Annotated in this window: 17 protein-coding genes; 6 read left to right on the top strand and 11 right to left on the bottom strand. The window is 62.2% G+C overall.

Features of this window, described 5'->3' with window-relative positions; translation table 11 throughout:
• Positions 1-46 precede the first annotated feature (46 nt).
• Positions 47-1468 (top strand): phospholipase D-like domain-containing protein, encoded by a 1422-nt coding sequence (locus ACN9MW_RS12035; RefSeq protein WP_426170972.1) that lies wholly within the window; start codon positions 47-49, stop codon positions 1466-1468.
• A 38-nt stretch (positions 1469-1506) separates the two neighbouring features.
• On the opposite strand, the gene ACN9MW_RS12030 is transcribed toward ACN9MW_RS12035, so the two are convergent.
• From ACN9MW_RS12030 to ACN9MW_RS12020, 3 genes are read right to left on the bottom strand one after another with little or no spacing between them, the layout of a single operon-like run.
• Positions 1507-2316, bottom strand: coding sequence for a metallophosphoesterase family protein (locus ACN9MW_RS12030; protein ID WP_426170971.1), 810 nt, complete (start codon positions 2314-2316; stop codon positions 1507-1509).
• The gene (locus ACN9MW_RS12025) at positions 2316-3218 is read right to left on the bottom strand and encodes a diacylglycerol/lipid kinase family protein (RefSeq protein ID WP_426170969.1); all 903 of its coding nucleotides are present in this window, start codon (positions 3216-3218) and stop codon (positions 2316-2318) included. Before ACN9MW_RS12025 ends, ACN9MW_RS12030 begins: the two co-directional genes overlap by 1 nt.
• Positions 3215-3877: a phosphatase PAP2 family protein gene (locus ACN9MW_RS12020; RefSeq protein ID WP_426170968.1), complete on the bottom strand. Its 663-nt coding sequence runs from the start codon at positions 3875-3877 to the stop codon at positions 3215-3217. The genes ACN9MW_RS12025 and ACN9MW_RS12020 overlap by 4 nt, the downstream gene beginning before the upstream one ends.
• A gap of 108 nt (positions 3878-3985) precedes the next feature.
• On the opposite strand from ACN9MW_RS12020, the gene ACN9MW_RS12015 reads away from it, so the two are divergent.
• Positions 3986-4210 (top strand): hypothetical protein, encoded by a 225-nt coding sequence (locus ACN9MW_RS12015; protein ID WP_055934969.1) that lies wholly within the window; start codon positions 3986-3988, stop codon positions 4208-4210.
• Here ACN9MW_RS12015 and ACN9MW_RS12010 read toward each other — a convergent pair.
• On the bottom strand, positions 4207-5109 hold the full coding sequence (locus ACN9MW_RS12010; RefSeq protein WP_426170966.1) for a LysR family transcriptional regulator: 903 nt from the start codon (positions 5107-5109) through the stop codon (positions 4207-4209). The two genes, ACN9MW_RS12015 and ACN9MW_RS12010, sit on opposite strands and share 4 nt — an antisense overlap.
• A gap of 102 nt (positions 5110-5211) precedes the next feature.
• On the opposite strand from ACN9MW_RS12010, the gene ACN9MW_RS12005 reads away from it, so the two are divergent.
• Positions 5212-6228 (top strand): zinc-binding alcohol dehydrogenase family protein, encoded by a 1017-nt coding sequence (locus ACN9MW_RS12005; RefSeq protein WP_426170964.1) that lies wholly within the window; start codon positions 5212-5214, stop codon positions 6226-6228.
• Here ACN9MW_RS12005 and ACN9MW_RS12000 read toward each other — a convergent pair.
• The 3 genes from ACN9MW_RS12000 to ACN9MW_RS11990 all read right to left on the bottom strand — a co-directional run bounded on the left by ACN9MW_RS12000 (position 6225) and on the right by ACN9MW_RS11990 (position 8533).
• Positions 6225-6785: a hypothetical protein gene (locus tag ACN9MW_RS12000; RefSeq protein WP_426170962.1), complete on the bottom strand. Its 561-nt coding sequence runs from the start codon at positions 6783-6785 to the stop codon at positions 6225-6227. The genes ACN9MW_RS12005 and ACN9MW_RS12000 overlap by 4 nt on opposite strands.
• A 113-nt stretch (positions 6786-6898) precedes the next feature.
• A complete protein-coding gene (locus tag ACN9MW_RS11995) occupies positions 6899-7621 on the bottom strand; it encodes a hypothetical protein (RefSeq protein WP_426170960.1) in 723 nt (240 codons plus the stop codon).
• A 15-nt stretch (positions 7622-7636) separates the two neighbouring features.
• The gene (locus tag ACN9MW_RS11990; protein WP_426170958.1) at positions 7637-8533 is read right to left on the bottom strand and encodes a ribose-phosphate pyrophosphokinase; all 897 of its coding nucleotides are present in this window, start codon (positions 8531-8533) and stop codon (positions 7637-7639) included.
• A 151-nt stretch (positions 8534-8684) separates the two neighbouring features.
• Here ACN9MW_RS11990 and ACN9MW_RS11985 point away from each other — a divergent pair, with 151 nt between their 5' ends.
• Positions 8685-9515: an alpha/beta fold hydrolase gene (locus ACN9MW_RS11985; protein ID WP_426170957.1), complete on the top strand. Its 831-nt coding sequence runs from the start codon at positions 8685-8687 to the stop codon at positions 9513-9515.
• Here the strand turns inward: ACN9MW_RS11985 and ACN9MW_RS11980 are convergent.
• The 3 genes from ACN9MW_RS11980 to ACN9MW_RS11970 all read right to left on the bottom strand — a co-directional run bounded on the left by ACN9MW_RS11980 (position 9491) and on the right by ACN9MW_RS11970 (position 14510).
• Positions 9491-10789, bottom strand: coding sequence for an MFS transporter (locus ACN9MW_RS11980; protein ID WP_426170955.1), 1299 nt, complete (start codon positions 10787-10789; stop codon positions 9491-9493). The two genes, ACN9MW_RS11985 and ACN9MW_RS11980, sit on opposite strands and share 25 nt — an antisense overlap.
• Entirely contained in the window at positions 10786-12087 is a 1302-nt protein-coding gene (locus tag ACN9MW_RS11975; protein WP_426170954.1) for a GH1 family beta-glucosidase, read from the bottom strand. Before ACN9MW_RS11975 ends, ACN9MW_RS11980 begins: the two co-directional genes overlap by 4 nt.
• A gap of 71 nt (positions 12088-12158) precedes the next feature.
• Complete coding sequence (locus ACN9MW_RS11970) at positions 12159-14510, bottom strand: TonB-dependent receptor (protein ID WP_426170953.1); 2352 nt, start codon at positions 14508-14510, stop codon at positions 12159-12161.
• Between the two features lie 109 nt (positions 14511-14619).
• Here ACN9MW_RS11970 and ACN9MW_RS11965 point away from each other — a divergent pair, with 109 nt between their 5' ends.
• Both ACN9MW_RS11965 and ACN9MW_RS11960 read left to right on the top strand, forming a co-directional pair.
• Positions 14620-16182, top strand: a complete 1563-nt coding sequence (locus tag ACN9MW_RS11965) for a tryptophan halogenase family protein (RefSeq protein WP_426170952.1) — start codon at positions 14620-14622, stop codon at positions 16180-16182.
• 65 nt (positions 16183-16247) lie between these two features.
• A complete protein-coding gene (locus tag ACN9MW_RS11960) occupies positions 16248-17267 on the top strand; it encodes a LacI family DNA-binding transcriptional regulator (protein ID WP_426170951.1) in 1020 nt (339 codons plus the stop codon).
• A gap of 3 nt (positions 17268-17270) precedes the next feature.
• On the opposite strand, the gene ACN9MW_RS11955 is transcribed toward ACN9MW_RS11960, so the two are convergent.
• Positions 17271-18356 (bottom strand): M23 family metallopeptidase, encoded by a 1086-nt coding sequence (locus ACN9MW_RS11955; RefSeq protein ID WP_426170949.1) that lies wholly within the window; start codon positions 18354-18356, stop codon positions 17271-17273.
• Between the last annotated feature and the right edge of the window lie 92 nt (positions 18357-18448).

The raw sequence follows: 18448 nt of genomic DNA, 5'->3' as shown, positions 1-18448 counted from the left end.
ATTCAACCGTTCGCTGCTGTCTTAGACTGGCCTTCGGAGGTGCCCCATGCAGGCAAGTCGTTGGCTGGCTTTTATCCTCGCGGGCTGGACGCTGCTGGCCTGCGCTTCGTTGCCGGAGGTCGATGCCGACCAGGCCAAGCCACGCGCGGGCACCGTGCCGCAAGTCATTACCGCCAAGGGCAAGCTGCCGCGCCAGACCACCGAACAACTGCTGAAGAAACGCTGGGCCAAGTCCACGCTGGACCTGAAAGCCCAGGCGGCCCTGGAGGAGTCGGCAACCGGCGTGCCGCTTATTGCCGGCAACAAGGTGCAATTGCTGTTCGATGGCCCGCAGACCATGGCGGAGATGATGAAGGCCATTGCGGCAGCCCGCGACCATATCAATTTCGAGACCTATATCTTCGACCAGGATGAACTGGGGATGAAGTTCGCCGACCTGCTGATCCAGAAACAGCGCGAAGGCGTGGTGGTCAATGTGATCTACGACAGTGTCGGCACCATCGGCGTGCCGCAGGAATTCTTTGACCGCATGAAGGAAGGCGGCGTGAAGCTGCTGGCCTTCAACCCGGTAAATCCTGCCAAGGCGCGCGGCAACGGCTGGAAGCTGAATGCGCGCGACCACCGCAAGATGCTGATCGTCGATGGCAAGGTCGGCTTCACGGGCGGGATCAATATCAGCGATACGTACTCGAAGAGTTCACCATTCCGCGGCGGCTCGAGCGGCGTGGGTTCGGGCGCCGGCGGCGGGTCCGGCCCGGGGCGTGAAAAAGGCGAAAATGACGTCGGCTGGCGCGACACGCATGTGCGCATCGAGGGGCCGGCCGTGCAGGCCATGCAGTGGTTGTTCGTGCAAGCCTGGATCGAGCAGGATGCGGACGACTTGCGCGACGCCAAATACTTCAGCCAGGTAGCGCCGGCGGGAGACAAGGTGGTGCGCGTGCTGGGTTCGCGGCCTGAAGGACATTTTGAGATCTACAAGGCGCTGCTGCTGGCGATGCAGGAAGCGAAGAAGTCGATCCATATCACCTGCGCCTATTTTGTGCCGGATGACCAGACCCTGGAGGCGCTGACCGATGCCGCCCGGCGCGGCGTGGATGTGCAGCTTGTGCTGCCCAGCGTGTCGGACAGCGGGCTCGTATTCCACGCAGGGCGGGCGTTCTACCAGCCTTTGCTGGAAGCTGGCGTGAAGATCTATGAGCTCAAGCTGTCGGTGCTGCATGCGAAGACGGTGGTGATTGACGGCGTATGGTCCACTGTCGGCTCAACCAACCTCGACCGGCGCAGCTTCCTCCACAACAGTGAAGTGAATGTGATCGTGATGGGCGATGTGTTCGGCCTCGAGATGGAAAAGGCGTTCAAGGAAGACCTGCACAATTCCCGTGAGATCACGCTGGTGGAGTGGAACAAGCGGCCGATCTCCACGCGTCTGAAGGAGTGGCTTGCCCGCGTATGGGACTACTGGCTCTGAGGTTTGATATGCATTGAAGCTCGCCACCTTGGCGTGCTTTAAGCAGCTGGGCGCCAGATGTCACCCTCACGGCAGAAGATATCGGTAGCAGCCAAGGCGAAGCCGCTTCCTTCGCGCCAGCTGTAACGCTCAACCTGGATTTCGTCGTGCTGTACGCGCAGCACGTTGAATGAATTGGTCTCCCCCCGGCTACGGGTGGAGGTGGCAGTGCCGGCCTGCACCACCAGTGCGGCATAGCCGTCTATCTCATAGCGCTCAGAAGTATTGTGAGTGTGGCTGGTATGCAAGTGCCCTGCCAGCAGCAAGTCCACGCCGCAGCGCGCGAACGTTTCCATCGCCATTGGCGCGCGATCCACGATATCGTCATTGTCCTTGTGCGGTGGCAGGTCGAAGGGATGGTGAGTCACGACAACCCGCGTGACGCTGCGCGGCAGGCGCGAGAAGCGTTGCCGCAAGTATTCGACCTGGCGGCGATTGACGCGGCCATCCTTGAAGGTCAGCGAGCGCGCCGTGTTCAACCCCAGCACGGCAATTTCATCGTCGACGAACTCTGGCGCGAGGTCGCGCGTGATGTAGCGCCGGTATTTGACCAGCGGCTGGAAGAAGCGCGCTGCCACGTTATACAGGGGAATGTCGTGATTTCCCGGCACCACGATCTGCGGCTGGGGCAAGGTGTCGAGGTAGTGCCGTGCCTGGCGGAATTGCGCGCTGCGGGCGCGCTGGGTCAGGTCGCCGGAAGCCACTACCACGTCCGGCCGCAAATCCCCGATCAATTCGCGCAAGGGCGCCAGCAAGGCGTTGTCCACGCGGCCGAAATGCAAGTCGGAGATATGGACCAGGGTTCGCATCACTTCTCCAGAGGGCGCGGCACGAGCACCGGCAAGGCTGCCGGGCGGATCCGGTAACGCAAAGGCGGCACCATGACCGACACCTCGCCATCGGTCGCCACACGCAAGCGGCGGTGGCGGGTGTCGATCACCATCTCACCGGCCTGGAATACATGGAACTCGCGCGACTGGCGCAGCCGTCCGAACAGCGCGCGCAAGGCCAGTTTCAGCAAGCCGAAACGCGTCGGCCGCTGGGCCACGTACACGCTCAGCGTGCCGCCATCCATCCGTGCCCGCTCGCCGATGTTGAATCCTTGCATATGGTATTCATTATTGCCGATGAAAACGAAGGGCGTGCGCCGCGCATGGCCTTGTTCACCAAGGGTCAGGCGCACGCTGAGGAAAGGATAACGCTTCAGCGCGGCCAGCGTCGCCCAGCCGAACGCAGTCCACTTGCCGCGCCCGAGGCGGCGCTGCTGCCGCTGGCGATCGCGCACGATGTCCGGGTAGAGCCCAAGGCTCGAGTTGTTCAGGAAGATGCGGCCATTGACCTCCCCGACGTCGACCATTGCCACGTGGCCGGCAGCCAGGTTGGCAATGGCTGCGTCGAGCTGGGGCGGGATGCGCAGGTCGCGCGCAAAATGGTTCAGCGTTCCCATCGGCAGGACGCCGAACACGGCGCCGCTATCGAGCACCACCGAGGCCACGGCATTGACCGTGCCGTCGCCGCCTCCCGCCACCACCACTGGCGCGCCGGCGGCCAATGCTGCCCGGGCGGCCTCCATCAGGTGATTGAGGTCGGCGGCCAGCGTGATGTCGGCATCCAGTCCGTGGCTGGCGAAACGCGCGGCCAGCGACTCGCGCCACGGCAGGCCATATCCGAGGCCAGCTCCAGCGTTGATGATGACGGCCATGCGGCTCATCGGCGCTCCCGGTGCCGGCGCAGGCTGGACACCGCCGTGACGCAGATGGCCAACCAGCCAAGCCCCTCCGCCACCGCCGCCAGCACATCGCTCAGGAAATGCACGCCGAGATAGACGCGGCTGAACCCGACCAGCGCCACCATCGCCACTGCGCCAGCAAGCAGCGCCGCGTGCTGGGCCGCGCCGCGAACACGCGGCCACAGGTAACAAGCCAGCACGCCATAAAACACGGTTGCGGCCAGCGTATGGCCGCTGGGAAAGCTGTAGGTCGGCAAAGTCAGCAGGGGCGCGTCGAAGCTGGGCCGCACGCGCTGGTAGCTGTGCTTGAGCAACACGTTCAGCACCATGCCCGGTGGTACGGAGAGCAGCAAGGTCAGCAGCCAGTAATGCGCCTGGCGCCGCCACAGCTGCCAGGCAAACAGCAGCGTCAGGAAGGCAATTCCCGCCACGCTGTGCAGATGGCTGACCGCCAGCATCAGCGTAGTCCAGGGCTCGCTGGCACGAACGTGCAGCCATTGGGAAACACTGATATCGAGTGCGGCCAGCTGGGCGCCGGGTCCCATCGCAGCGCCGGCAATCGCATCAAACACGGCCGCGGCGCTGAGCAACAGAAGCAGGCCGGCCACCAGATGCAGGGGAAGTCGGATCGTATCTCTCATACAACGCTTAATAAAAAAACCTGATATTTCATCCAGTACTGTTGATTCATACAGTATTTGTGTTATTCTAATCACTCGTTAAACACATCACAGCAAAAGGAATTCGTCATGACCACTATGCACAGCACCTTCGGCTCCCGCTTTGGCCTGGAATATGCCCCTATGTCTTTCCTGGTTCGCTTCGGCAAACGCGAAGTGCTGGTGTGCCGCGACTTCCGCAAGCGCTTCTACGCTGTGAACCCGATCATCGAATGCGACACCGGCGTACAGCCTGGCCACCTGGAAGTACTGCTGTTCAGCCGTTGGCTGCTGATCTTCTCCAAGGCCCACTAAGCTTCAGTCTCGCATAGCTGTTCATACCGAGCGCGCAAATAGTCGCGCAAACGAATCACGACGGGCGTGACCTGCGAGCGATGCATGCAAACCAACTGTAATGGCACCTCTTCACCCATTACATCTGGTAGCAGCATGCGCAAGCGACCGGCCTTGAGGTCGGCGGTCACGTCCAGCCGTGATTTATAGGCAATCCCCAGTCCCGCTACCGCCCAGCGGCGCACCAGGTCGGCATCATCGCTGCTGCGGTTGCCCCTGACCTGCACGACTTTGCCCTGGGCGGGGAAGGCCCAGCGGTCATACAGCACATCATCCAAAGCAAAGCGCAAGCAATTGTGCCGCGCCAACTCATCCAGGTTGGCCGGGGCGCCGTGCCGGCGCAGGTAGTCCGGCGAGGCGACCAGGGTGCGTCGATTTCCTGGCGCAACAGGCATGGCAACCAGACTTGAATCATCGAGCTTGCCATAACGCAGGGCCAGGTCTACCGGCTGGCGATACATATCGGCAACCCGGTCGCTGACGTACAACTGCAGGCTGATGGCCGGATATTCGGCCTGGAAAGCGTCCAGCCAGGGCAGCAGCACGTTACGGCCCACATCGGATGGCATCGAAATTTTCAACAAGCCCGCCAATTCCTGCTGGCCTTGCCTGATCGCCTCATGTCCTTCGCGCAATTGGCGCACCGCTTCGCGCGCGTGCCCCAGGTAATGCTCGCCTTCCGCAGTCAGGCGCAGCGAACGCGTGGTGCGGGCAAACAGCCGCAGTTGCAGTTCGTCTTCCAGCCGCTTCAAGGCTGCGCTGGCCAGGGCCGGCGAGATGTCGAGCGAACGCGCCGCCGCCGACAGGCTGCCGCGGTCGGCCGTGCTGACGAAGACTTCCAGATCGTCGAGGCGCAGCATTTTCAGCATTCCTTTGAAAGTGTTTCCATAATTTTAGTCTTTTTCGCGAAGCCGTGATGATCGAAGATAGCGACATCACCACTTTTTACGAAGGACATCACAATGAAAGCTGTTGCCTACCGCGCCTCCCTGCCCATTGACCACGCCGAAGCGCTGGTCGACATCGAATTGCCGGCACCGGTTGCCAGCGGGCGCGACCTGTTGGTCGAAATCAAGGCCGTTTCCGTCAACCCAGTCGATACCAAGATTCGGCGCAACGTCGCTCCCGCCGAAGGAGAACACAAGGTGCTCGGTTGGGACGCCACCGGCATCGTGCGCGCGGTCGGCCCGGAGGCGACGCTGTTCAAGCCGGGTGATGAAGTGTGGTACGCCGGCGCTCTGGGCCGCTCTGGCACGAACGCCGAACTGCACCTGGTTGACGAACGCATCGTTGGCCATAAGCCTTCCAGGCTTGGCTTCGCCGACGCGGCTGCCCTGCCCCTGACCGCCATCACCGCCTGGGAATTGCTGTTTGACCGCCTTGGCACCAGCCGCGACAAGGCGCGCGAAGCCGGCAAGTCCCTGCTGGTGACGGGCGCCGCCGGAGGCGTCGGCTCCATCCTGGTCCAGCTTGCACGCCAGTTGACGGGACTGACCGTGATCGGTACCGCTTCGCGCGCTGAAACTGCAGACTGGGTCAAGTCGCTTGGCGCGCACCACGTTATCGACCACAGCAAGCCGCTGGACGAAGAAATCGCTCGTCTCGGCCTGCCGCCCGTCCACTACATCGCCAGCCTGAACGAGAGCGAACGCCATTTCGCCGCGCTGGCCGAACTGGTGGCACCGCAAGGCAAGTTGGCCCTGATCGACGATCCTGCGCATATCGACGTGCGCCTGCTGAAACGCAAGAGCGTATCACTGCATTGGGAGTTCATGTTCACGCGCTCAATGTTCGAGACCGACGACATGGCGCAACAGCATGCGCTGTTGAACGATGTGTCGCGCCTGGTCGATAGCGGGGTGCTGAAAACCACGGTGGGCGAGCGCTTCGGCGCCATCAACGCAGCCAACCTGAAACGCGCGCACGACCTGCTCGAAAGCAATCGCGCGCGCGGCAAGATCGTGCTGGAAGGGTTTTAAGCTTCAGCGGCGGCACGCGCGGCATGCGCTGCCGCGCTCGCCTCGCCAGCCTGTTCGATCGCGTGCAGTTGCTGGCGGATGGCCAGCGCGCGGCGATCATGCGCATCGACCAGGTCGATTAGGGATTGCGAAAGCCGGCAAGCCTCCCTGACCGTGGCATCGAAGCGGTCGCGGCCCCGCGTCAGCATGGCTGACTGGTAACCGACTACGCTGAACATTTCGCAGATATCCGAGCACAGATCGCGCAGGGTGCGCATGGAATCGCATGCGCCTTCGATGTCGGCGCGCATCTTGCGGTCAAGGTCGATGAACTCGGTACGCGCGTATTCGTGGGCCGATAGTTGCGACACCGTACCTTGCCAGCGCTGGATGCGCCGGCTGATGCGATTGATGTTGGCATTTTTCTGGTGCAGCATCAACGCGTATTGCCAGGCCAGCAGGGCCAGCGGCAGGCAGGCCAGGAAGCTTGGCAAGCCCACGCCCCGCATTGTGGCTTCCATTTTTTTGCAGCGGCGCAGGAGCGCACCGAGATTGCTGCCAAGGGATTGGTTGCGCATGGCCGTCCTCCCGACGATCCGCCGTGCAAAGGCATGGCGCGACAAGCCAAGTATAGGCAGCACTGGGCCGGCGGGAATATACCCCGGCTTGACGCAGATTAAAGGTGCAGCGATTAAGCGCCGTTGAGCCAGGTTTGCTCGTGGGCGCGTTCACGGCGGCGGCGCTCGGCCGGAGAGTCGAAGTCGCGCAAGAACTGGATGTGCTTGCGTTCCAGCGCCAGCATCTCGCGCTCGATCGCGTCGATTTCAGCACGGTCCGCCGAATGGTTCATGTAGTTGGCGCGTTCGCGCTGGATCCGTTCCTGCTCGTCCTTGATGGTCTGCAGGCGCCCCTCGCAACGCTGCACGGTGCGGCGCAGCTTTTCCGGCGTCAAGCCCTGGTCGCGCAAGTCGGTCTGCACTGCCAGGTCGCCGCGCACGGCGTTGGTACGCTTCTGCAGTTCGGCGATTTCCGCGTTGACCTCGTCGATGGCCTGGGCGTCCTTGGCCGCGTAGGCGTTGCGGCGGCGCTCCCCCAGCAGGGCCATTTCCGCTTCCAGCACTTCGTACTCGTCGCGGAAGGGGCGTTCGAAATTGCCCAATTGGGCGCGGCAGGACTCGAGCTGCTTTTCCAGCGCCACCACTTCCAGCTGCAGTTTGGCGACCGGCATGTCGAACCGGCGCTGGGCGCGCTCCTCCATCGCCTTGTTGGCGGCCAGCAGGCGCGCCTCGTAGCGCACGGTTGAAAACTTCTTGCGTGCCTCTTCCTCATGGGCGGCACGCAGCCTGCGCTCGTAGGCGCGATAGGCTGCGGGCATGCGCAGCTTGCGATACCAGTTACGAATCCAATTCCACATAGGCAGGAATATAGCCTAGCCTGCGCCTTGTGTCATGCCTGCCAGGGCCGGGGCCAGCAAGGATGCGACAGGAATGGCGTTGCTGCTGTGCGGGACGGTGTCGCAGCTGGCAGTGCGGGCCACGCCGGAGGCTTGCAGATCTTCATAGGCGCTGCCTGCGAACAGGGGGTGGACCGCGACGCATACGGGAAGCGGCAGGCCGGCCCGACGCACGTGGCCCACGGCGGCAATCATCGTGCGGGCAGTGGATGCGATATCGTCAACGATGACGGGGGTGTGGTGCAGCCAGCGTTCGGTGTCCGGCACCGATACCTCCACGTCGTGGTCGCCGCGACGCACTTTTTCCAGCACGATGAAGGGGCAACCGGCGCCGCGCGCCACTTCGGAGGCCCATTGTTCGCTTTCCGAATCCGGCCCGATCACCAGCGGCTGCGGCACATTGGCCGCGATCCATTGCGAGATGGCAGGCGCGGCGCGCACCACGCGGGTCGGGATCGTGTAGATCTCGGCCAGGTCATGGTGGCGGTGCAAGTGCGGATCGATGGTCACCATCCAATGGAACACGCCCGACACCAGCCGCGCAAAATGGGCAGAGGTGATGCCTTCGCCGGGGTTGAAGATGGCGTCGTGGCGCATATAGGCCAGGTATGGCGCCACCAGTCCTACGCTGGCCGCGCCCAGGTCGCGCGCGATGCTGGCGGCGAAATACAGGGGCATGAAACGATCGTCCGGCCGGTCCAGGGTGCACACCAGGACCACCTGGCGGCCTTTCACTTCCGAGTGGTAGCGCACGTAGGATTCGCCGTCCGGGAAGCGCCGCACCTGCAAACGCCCCTGCTCCCAACCCAGCAACGCCGACAGTTGCGCTGTCATTGCCTCATTGCCGGGCAGTGCAAACAGGATAGGCGTCATGGCGATTCCCCTCTAAGTAGTGACTTTTATTCTAGCCCCCAGGCCGCGATTTGTGCAATTCAAGCATTATTTTTGACAACTCGTCGCAATCTTCCGGTAGCTAACCGTGGCAACCGTCAGAATCGCCACCGTTATCAGACTGGAGACATTCATGCCCTTGACTCGTTTCACCCTGCCTGTGCTGGCAATCGCGCTGGCCAGCGCCCAGGCCCATGCCGAAGCCGTGCTGCAGAACTTTGCAGGCCATAAGATCGAAGTCCTGAAAATCGCCAAGCCAGGAGCGCCGTCCACCGTGGTCTTCGAGAACGGTTCGCGCATCACCCTTGATAAATGGGACAAGGTCATTGCGGAAGTGGCCAAGGAATCGACGGTGTTTGCCTACAACCGCCCCGGATACGGAAAGAGCGACAAGCCTTCCACCCCGCGCGACGGCAAGACCGTGGTCGAGGAATTGCGCCAGCTGCTGCGCCAGCAAGGCTTGCAGCCGCCCTATACCCTGGTCGGTCATTCCCTTGGCGGCCTGTACATGCAGATGTATGCGCGCGCCTACCCGCAGGAAGTCCAGGGGGTGGTGCTGGTCGACTCGGTCTACCCCGGCATCATCAAGAAGCCGGAAGAATTTCCCTTCATGACGCGCGTGGCCAAGTATGTGTTCCTGAATGCCGCGATGGAGGCGGAAGTCGACCAGATCAACAGCACCGGACAGGCCGTGCTGGCGATGCCGTGGAATGACGACATCCCGGTCGTGCGCCTGTTTAACGTGCCCAAATCGGCCGGCGCCGTGGCGGTGGACCTGGGTACCGTCAACGACGACGAACAGACTCGCAACATGGTCAAGAACATGTATCCGAAAGCCTGCAAGGTGATCGTGGATTCCGACCACCAGATGCAGCAGGCCAATCCCGAGGTCGTGGTCAGCGCGATCCGCGACGTGATCGGCGCCCACGACGACAAGCGTCAGCCAGCCTTGCGCTGCAGCTGATCGGGTTCGGTAGCAGGACGCGCTTCTTCATGGTGGAAAGGCGCGTACCACGTCACGATGAAGGATGGCACGGTCGCCGCCATCACCAGCCAGAAATAATTGACGTAGCCCAGTGCTTCCTGCAGGTGGCCGCTGACCATGCCGGTCAACATGCCGCACATCCCCATCAGGCCAGTGCCGAAAGCGTAATGGGTCGTGGTGTATTTGCCGGGCGCCAGTTGCTGCATCAGGTAGATCATGAAGCCCACCGAGCCAAAGCCGAAGGAGAATTTCTCGATCACGACACCGGCGCCAATTACCCACAGGTTGGACGGCTGGTAGATCGCCATCAGCAGGAAGGTGGCAATCGGGATGTTCAGTACGCAGCACAGCGTGAACAACACCGGTTTCAGGCCGCGCTTCGCCACGTACCAGCCGCCAATCAGGGAGCCCGCCAGCACGGCCAGCAAGCCGTATGTGCCGTAGACGATGCCCAGCAACTCATTCGACATGCCCAGGCCGCCCTTGCCGACCGGATCTACCATGAAGAAGGGGCCGATCTTTTCCAGGAGGCCGATCGAGACTCGGTACAGCAGCGCGAAGGCTACCATCATCCACACGCCGCGCTTTTCGAAGAAGGTCTTGAAAGCGTCGCGCAGGATGAAGGCAGCCTGGCCCAGGCTTTCCGGCGTATCGGCGGCACGGGCGCCGTCCGGCATAGCGCGCCAGTGCCATGCCGTAATTGCCAGCAACAGGATCGCCACGGCCACGAAGACGATGCGCCAGGCGCCCAGCCAATCCATGCCGTAGTCCGAATGCAGGCGGCCGCTCAGGTAAACCAGCACGCCGGAGGCCACCACCGGGCCGATATTCCAGCTCAGGCTTTGCACGCCGCAGTAAAGCGACTGGCTGCGCGAGCTTAACGAAGTGACGTACACGCCATCGCTGGCAATGTCCATGGTGGCGCCGATGAAGGACATGATCCAGAACAGCACCATCATCAGGGCCATCGAACCCGGCATGCCCATCACCAGGGCTACCGCACCGAAGCCCAGGCCAAGCAGCAACTGTGTGACCAGCACGAAGAACTTCTTGGTGCGGTACATTTCCACTACTGGCGCGAACAGGGGCTTGATGGTGTAGGCCAGGATCAGCATGCTCGAATACTGCGCGGCACGGCCATTGTCCATGCCCAGGTTCTTGAACATGATGGACGTGACGCTGGTCAGCATCATGTACCCCATCGCCATCGCGAAGTAGCCGGTGGGGACCCACTGCAGCGGCGATCGGTTCATGAACGCTGTACCTTGATCAATTCACGATACCAGTGCGCACTGTCTTTCAGCGTGCGCTTTTGCGTGGCGTAATCGACGTGGACGATGCCAAAGCGCTTGGCGTAGCCGGAATCCCATTCGAAGTTGTCCAGCAGGCTCCACATGAAGTAGCCTTGCACGTCGACGCCCTGCTCCATTGCGCTGGCCAGCGCATCGAGGTGGCGCGTGACGAAGGAAATGCGCTCCTCATCGTGCTCCGGCGTACTGCTGGCCATTCCGTTCTCGGTGATGTAAATCGGTGGCAGCTCGTACTCGCCCTTCAGCTTGAGCAGCAGTTCGGTCAGGCCTTGCGGGTAGATCTCCCAGCCCATGTCGGTGCGGCCGTTTTCCAGCGGCGGCGTACGCGGCGGGTCTTCGGCGCTGCAGAAGGCGCGGAAGTAGTAATTCACGCCGAGGAAGTCGATCGGCTGGTGGATGACGGCCATGTCGCCCGGCTCAACCAGCGGCGCGTTCGCGCCGTGCTTGCGCAGCGCCAGTTCCGGATAGCGGCCTTTGAAAATTGGGTCCATGAACCATTGTACCGAACGCGCATACTCGAACTCCGCCAGTTCGCGGTCGGCGTCGCTGTCGGTGGCAGGATCAGCGGTCCACTGGTTCAGCACGATGCCCAATTTTGCCTTCGAGCCGACGGCGCGCATGGCGTTCATAGCCAGGCCGTGCGACAACAGCAAGTGGTGCGAAACCTGTATGGCCGCCTTGGCGTCGCGCACGCCAGGCGCGAACTGTCCGTTGCCGTAGCCCAGGTTGGCTGTGCACCACGGCTCGTTGTGGGTGGCGATGCTGGCCACACGATCGCCAAAGCGGCGCGCCACTTCGGCAGCGTAGGCCGCAAAATGGTAGCAGGTATCGCGATTGAGCCAGCCGCCCTCTTCCTGCAAGGCTTGCGGCAAGTCCCAGTGGTACAGCGTGATGTATGCCTGCTTGCCCTTTTCGTGCAGGGCTGTAATCAGGCGGTCGTAGAAAGCGAAACCGGCTTCATTCCAGGCGCCCTTGCCGTCCGGCTGGACGCGCGACCAGGCGATCGAGAAGCGGTAGGCATCGACACCGAGCCAGTCGATGATGTCGACGTCCTCGCGGTAGCGATGATAGTGATCGCAGGCGACGCTGCCGTCGCTGCCGTCCTTGATCTTGCCGGGCGTATTGCAGAAAACGTCCCAGATAGAGAGGCCTTTGCCGTCCTCCTGGTTGGCGCCTTCAATCTGGAAGGCGCTGGTGGCTACGCCCCAGAGAAATTCGGGCGGCAGGCGTTTATCTTTCATTTCTTGATTCACAGGTTAAGGCTTAGGGATGGCCTGCCCCGAGGGACGAGGCAGGCCGCGTTGCAACGGGCTTAGAATTCGATGCCCGCATTCACACCGATGGTGCGCGGAGGCAGGTACTGCGCCACCCACACATTGGCGCCGTTCATGGCGCTGGTCTTGATGCGCTTGTCGCCCACATTGCGCACGAAGGCGTCCACCCAAAACTGCTTCGGTCCCTGGTAGCGCAGGCCGAGGTCGAACTTGGTGTAGGCAGCTTGCTGGTCTTCCGGGCCCAGGTTGAAGATCGACAGTTCGGACTTGGTTTCGTAGTGTGCCGAAACGCGTGGGATCAGGGTGTCGCCATTCGCCATGCGGAAGGTGTGCTGGTAGTTCAGGTGGGCCGAGAACTTTGGCGCGTGCGGCATGATGTTGCCGGTGACGTTCAGGCAGTTCGAGTTCAGGTCCGGGCAGAACGGCAGCGCGTAGTCGTTGGAGCCGGCGATCAGGAAGCCCAGCTTGGTGTGGGTGTAAGCCAGGGCCAGCGCCAGCTTGTCATCCGGCGACAGCTTGGCCTGGATTTCCGATTCGAAGCCCCACACTTTCGCGCCGTCCACATTGCTGGTGACGAAGGTGTGCGAACCGTCCGGATTGGTGACCGGGGAGCTGAACTGGAAATCCTTGAAGTCCTCGTAGTACAGCGCGTTGTTGATGCGCAATGCGCCGCCCAGGAAGGAGCTCTTGCTGCCGATCTCGTAGTTGGTCAGGGTCTCCGGGTCGTACGTACGGCCGCCGTCCTGCAGGCCGCCCGCCTTGTAGCCGGTGGCGACGCTGGCGTACAGCATGTGGTTCTTATCGACGTCGTAGCTCAGGCGCGCCAGGCCGGTGGTCTTGCTGCCTTTGTAGCGGCCATCGTTGGACGGCACGCTCGGGTTGTAGCCCTGGCCCGGCTTGGTCGGGTCGATGCTTGGGCTCAGAGGAACCTGCGGTGCGTTCGGGTCAGAATTCCAGGTATAGCCGTTGCCGCCTTCATTGGTGCGCTTGTCCGAGGTGTAACGCAGGCCGCCGGTCAGGTGCATGCTGCCGACGTTCCAGGTCGCCTGGCCGAAGACAGCGCGCGAATCCACGGTTTCCTTCGGCTGGATGAAGGAACCTTGCCATGCCACGCTGCCTTGCTGGGTACCGTGCATGATCGGGATGTCGAAGCGGATGCCGTTGTCTTCCGCCGCGTAGTAGGCGCCCAGTTGCCAGTCCACTTCCTTCTGGCCGACCGACTGCAGTTGCAGCTCGTGGCTATTGCTGCTGTATTTCGACCAGACCGTGTTATTGGCCTGGAAGTCGCCGCCGGTGGTGAAGCTGGTCGGCAGTACGCGGCCGCCGTCCTGGTCGTAAGTCGACGAGCCGGAGAACTTGGAATGGCCGGCGATGTAGGTCAGCGCCATGTCCGGGCTCACCGCATATTCGAGACGGCTGCGGAAGGTGTTCACGTTACGGTGCAGGAACGGCGCGGTGTCGATCAGTGCCGACCACTCGTCCTGGCCGGCGCGCGGAGTCTGCATCAGGTTCATGTTCGGGGTACCACGGTCCTGGAAGCGCTCGTAGGAGATGTTCCACTTCAGGCGATCGGTCGGCTGGTACAGCCAGCTCACACGTACGCCGCTCTGGTTCTGCGCGTTGTAGCGCGGGCCGTTGACGACGTACTGGTTCGGGTTGATCGGCTGGAATTTGGCCGGGTCGCCGCCGCCAGCCAGGTAGGCCGCACGCTGGTCGGCCAGCGAAATGTTCGGGAAGGGCTGGTACTTGACGTAGCCGTCGTGCTGCTCGTGGATCACGGCCACGCGCAGGGCGGAGTTGTCGCCGGTCGGCACGTTCAACGCCGCACGGGCGCCCAGGCGGGCGTAATCGCCGATGCCGCCGGAAACGCTGCCCGAGAACTCCTTCAGCTTGGGCTTGACGGTCTGCATATTGACTGCGCCGACGGTGGAATTGCGGCCCCACAGCGTGCCTTGCGGGCCGCGCAGGACTTCAATCGCTTCCACGTCGAACAGCAGCGCGGTAGCCCCTTCCGGACGAGGCGAGTAGATGCCGTCCACAAAGAAGGCTACTTCCGGATCGGCGTATTCAGTCTTGGCGGAGTCGTTACCGATACCGCGCATGGTCATCGTGATGACGCCGTGGTCGCCCTGGCCGGTGGCCTGGAAGCTTGGCACCAGGTTGGTCACGTCCTGGATGGTTTGCACGTGTGCGTCTTCGAGTGCCGCTGCATCCAGGGCGGTAACAGCCACAGGGGTCTTTTGCAGGGAGGTGGTGCGCTTGGTCGCCGTGATCAGAACCTCTGGCACGACGGCGGATTCGGTGTTGGCCGCAGGGGCGGCTTGCTGCGCCGAGGCGCTGACGGACGAGACCAGGGCCAGTACCCCGACCTGGATTGCAGAAAACTTCATGTTGTCTCCGGTAGTTGTTGTGAAAACGATTTCTTATTTCTTGAAAACGTTTTCATGGTACATTTTCAAAAAATAAAAAGTCAACAAAAATTTTTAAGGAGACGACAAAATGGGAACGATCCCAACCACGCGGATACTGATCGTTGGCGGCGGCAGCGCAGGCTGGCTGTGCGCCGCTTACCTGGCCAAGCTGTTCGGCGACAGCAAGGAAATCACCCTGGTGGAAGCGCCCGACATCGGCGCCATCGGCGTGGGCGAAGGCAGCTTCCCCTCCCTGCGCGCCACGCTCGCGGCGATCGGCATTCCGGAGGCGGAATTCATTCGCGAATCGAGTGCCACCTTCAAGCAAGGCATCACCTTCCAGAACTGGCTGCACGGCGAAGAGCACTACTTCCATCCCTTCTCCATGCCAAGCCAGCGGCCGGGCGCGCCGGAGCTCTTGCCTTACTGGCTGCAAGGCTTGGCCGGCAACAAGCCGTTTGCCGAAGCAGTCACCATGCAAAAGCGCGTGGTAGATGCGCAACGCGCGCCGAAGCGTCCCGGCGACAGCGACTACAACGGCCCGATGAACTACGCCTACCATTTCGACGCCGCGCGCTTTGCCGGCCTGCTGGCAAAGCATGCGCGCAAACTCGGCGTGCGCCACGTGCAGGATCATGTCGAAGGCGTACAGCTCGACCTGGATGGCGCCATCGCCAGCGTCGACACCCGCGAACACGGCGCGCTCACGGCCGACCTCTATATCGACTGCTCCGGCTTCCGCGCCCTGTTGATCGGCGGCGCACTTGGCGCGCCGTTCCACAGCGTGAGCGATATCCTGCTATGCGATACCGCGCTGGCCGTGCAAGTGCCGCATCCGGCGCCCGATACGCCGATCGCCTCCGCCACCATCTCCACCGCGCACGAGGCGGGATGGACCTGGGACATAGGACTGCAGGAACGGCGCGGCATCGGCTACGTCTACTCCAGCCGCCACACCAGCGACGAGCGCGCCGAACAGGTGCTGCGCGCCTACGCCGGCCCAGCCGCCGAAGGCCTGAACGTGCGCAAGATCCCCATGCGCGTGGGCTACCGCGAACAGCATTGGATCAAAAACTGCGTGGCGATCGGCCTGGCTGGCGGCTTCCTCGAACCGCTGGAGGCATCCGGCATCGGCCTGGTCGAAACCGCGGTGCACATGCTGGGCGCCCTGTTCCCGCATAACGGCGAAATGGCGCCGGTGGCGCGCCACTTCAACCAGTTCATGGGCGAGCGCTATGCCCGCATCGTCGACTTCATCAAGCTGCACTATTGCCTGAGCAAACGCCGCGAACAATTCTGGATCGACAATTGCGACCCCGCCACCTGGACCGACAGCTTGCGCGACAAGCTGGCCATGTGGCGCTGCCGCCCGCCGCAACGCATGGATTTCCTGACCGATTTCGAGATGTACCCGCCCACCAGCTGGCAATACGTCTTGTATGGAATGGACTTCCCGAAAGCCATGCCGCCCCTGCCCGGCCTTGAACCGCTGGCCGAAGCCGCGCGCCAGGAATTCGCCAATATCGCTGCAGTGTCAGCGCGTGCGGTCGCGGACCTGCCCGACCACCGCGCCTTCGTGGCCCTGTTATGCCGGCATGAAAACGCTTTCAGAAACGACTTTCATACTATTCGTGCAACAGTAATTCACTAAGTTCAAGTTACTGTCGTGTTCTATGGTAATCTCCATTTGAAAAGCTTTTCAGAATGAGAAATCCTTTGAACGACCACTCCACTGCTCCATCGCCCGCCACGCTGACCGACGTCGCCCGCCGCGCAGGCGTTTCCCCCAGCACCGTATCGCGTATCTTGAACGGCACCGCCAAGGTCGCCGACGATAAACGGCAAGCCGTGCTGGCCGCGATCCGCGAACTGAATTTTGCACCCAACCAGATGGCGCAAAGCCTGAAGCACGGACGCACGATGACGATCGGGATCGTGGTGCAGGATATCGCCTCACCCTTCTTCGACGAGATCCTGCACGGTGTGGACGATGGCCTGAAAGGCACCGGCTACGCCTCGGTAATCGTCAGCGGCCACTGGAACGCCGACGAAGAAGCGGAGCGCATCCGCCTGCTGTTGGCGCGCAAAGTGGACGGGATCATCCTGCTGACCGGCCGCATGACCGACGCAGCGGTGCTGGGCTTCGCCGCCCAGCGCCCTATCGTCTCGCTGGGCCGCGTATTGCGCACCAACCGCGCCATCGGCTTCGCGCTCGATAATGAACACGGCGCCTGGCTGGCCGTACGCCACCTGATCGAAATGGGCCATCGCCGCATTGCCCACCTGGCCGGGCCGGGCGAGAACCGCGACTCGGTCGAGCGCCTGGCCGGCTACAAACGCGCGCTGAAAGAAGCCGACATCGATTTCGATCCGGCGCTGGTGGTGGAAGGCGACCTGCAGGAGGCCGGCGGCCTGTTGGCCATGAATCGACTGTTCGACGGCGGCCATCCCTTTACCGCCGTCTTCGCGGTGAATGACCAGACGGCTTATGGCGCGCGGCTTTTCCTGTATCGCAAAGGCATTCGCGTACCTGACGACATCTCGCTGGTCGGCTTCGACGATTTGCCCGGCTCCTCCTACACCACGCCGCCGCTGACCACCATCCGCCAGCCGCTGTACGTGATCGGACAGACGGCCGTGCAATCGATGCTCGGCCTCATCAACAGCGAGGAAGTGGAAGGCACCATCCCGCCGGTGGAGCTGGTGGTGCGCGAAACCACCCGGCGCATCCGCTAAGGCTTACGGCAGGCGGCGCACCACATCGCCGCTATCGACCTGGCCTTGCTTGACCTTGAGCCAGTTCTTGCCTGTCAGGCGTTCGAAGGTATTGAACGGCGATGGCAGCGCATCGGCATCGAAGCCCGGCGCGTTTTTCAGGTCATAGTGCAGGTGAACCAGGAAGGCATCGCCGGAAAAGCCCATTTCTCCGACCTTCTGGCCAGCCTTCACGATATCACCGGCCTTGACCGCCACACTGCCCTGCTTCATATGGGCCAGCAAGCTGATTTCGCCGTTGCCATGTTCGATCTCCACGTGGTTGCCCCACATGATGCTCGGATCAGCGATGAACTGCTCCTTGCCAAACGACGGCCCCTTGCCTTTGGCATTGTCCGGGATTGTGCCGACGGCGCGGATTACCTTCCCGCCAGCCGGTGCCAGGATCGGTTTGCCCCAGCCATACCAATCGTCATTGCGCGATCCATCGCCCTTGAACATGCGCCCCTGGTCATCGGTGGCCACGAAGTCATAGCTGTAACGCATGAAGTTGCGCTTCCATTTCAGCGCCTGCGCCATAGGGTCCAGCAACGGCAGGCGGCGATGGTGGCCGTAAAAATCGTGTCCGTCATGTACCAGGACCGGCCCGGCAACGGGCAGTTGCAGCTGCGCTTTCGGCTTGTAGGAAGTTGGCGCTACCGGGATTTCGACCGTGTATTTGGTATCGTCGCCTACGTCGAACTTGAAGGTATAGCGCAGGCGCGACAAATCGAGCTCCTGAGGGAATGCATACAGGGGATTGAAGACCAGCTCCGACTTGCCCGGCTCAATAAAACGGTTCGGCACCACCAGCACGCTGCGGCCATTGGCGCCTACGCGATACTGCGCCACCAGCTTGCCGGCGTCGCCCAGCACGGATACTTCGACTTCGCTCAATTCAACCTTATCCTGGCTGTCATTCTTGATCAGGAAGTCTATGTTCAGCAATTGCTGGCCTTTGCCCTGCTCGATCAGCGGCTTTGAAGGCGCCACGCTCACCTCGATCGGAGCGGCCATGGCAGCACCCAAGGTCAAGGTCATTGCGGCAAAAGCGATGGCATGCAGTTTCATTCGGTCCCCCAGGGTTTTAATCGTGGGCCGACCATACCGGCGCAGGCATCCCGGCGCGGGAATTTGCGACGAACTGCACGATTCTTGGCGCG

Source organism: Pseudoduganella sp. R-34 (assembly GCF_049904655.1).
Lineage (GTDB): Bacteria > Pseudomonadota > Gammaproteobacteria > Burkholderiales > Burkholderiaceae_D > Rugamonas.
The sequence above is the reverse complement of the archived record's forward strand: the minus strand, read 5'-3'. Positions and strand labels throughout refer to the sequence as shown.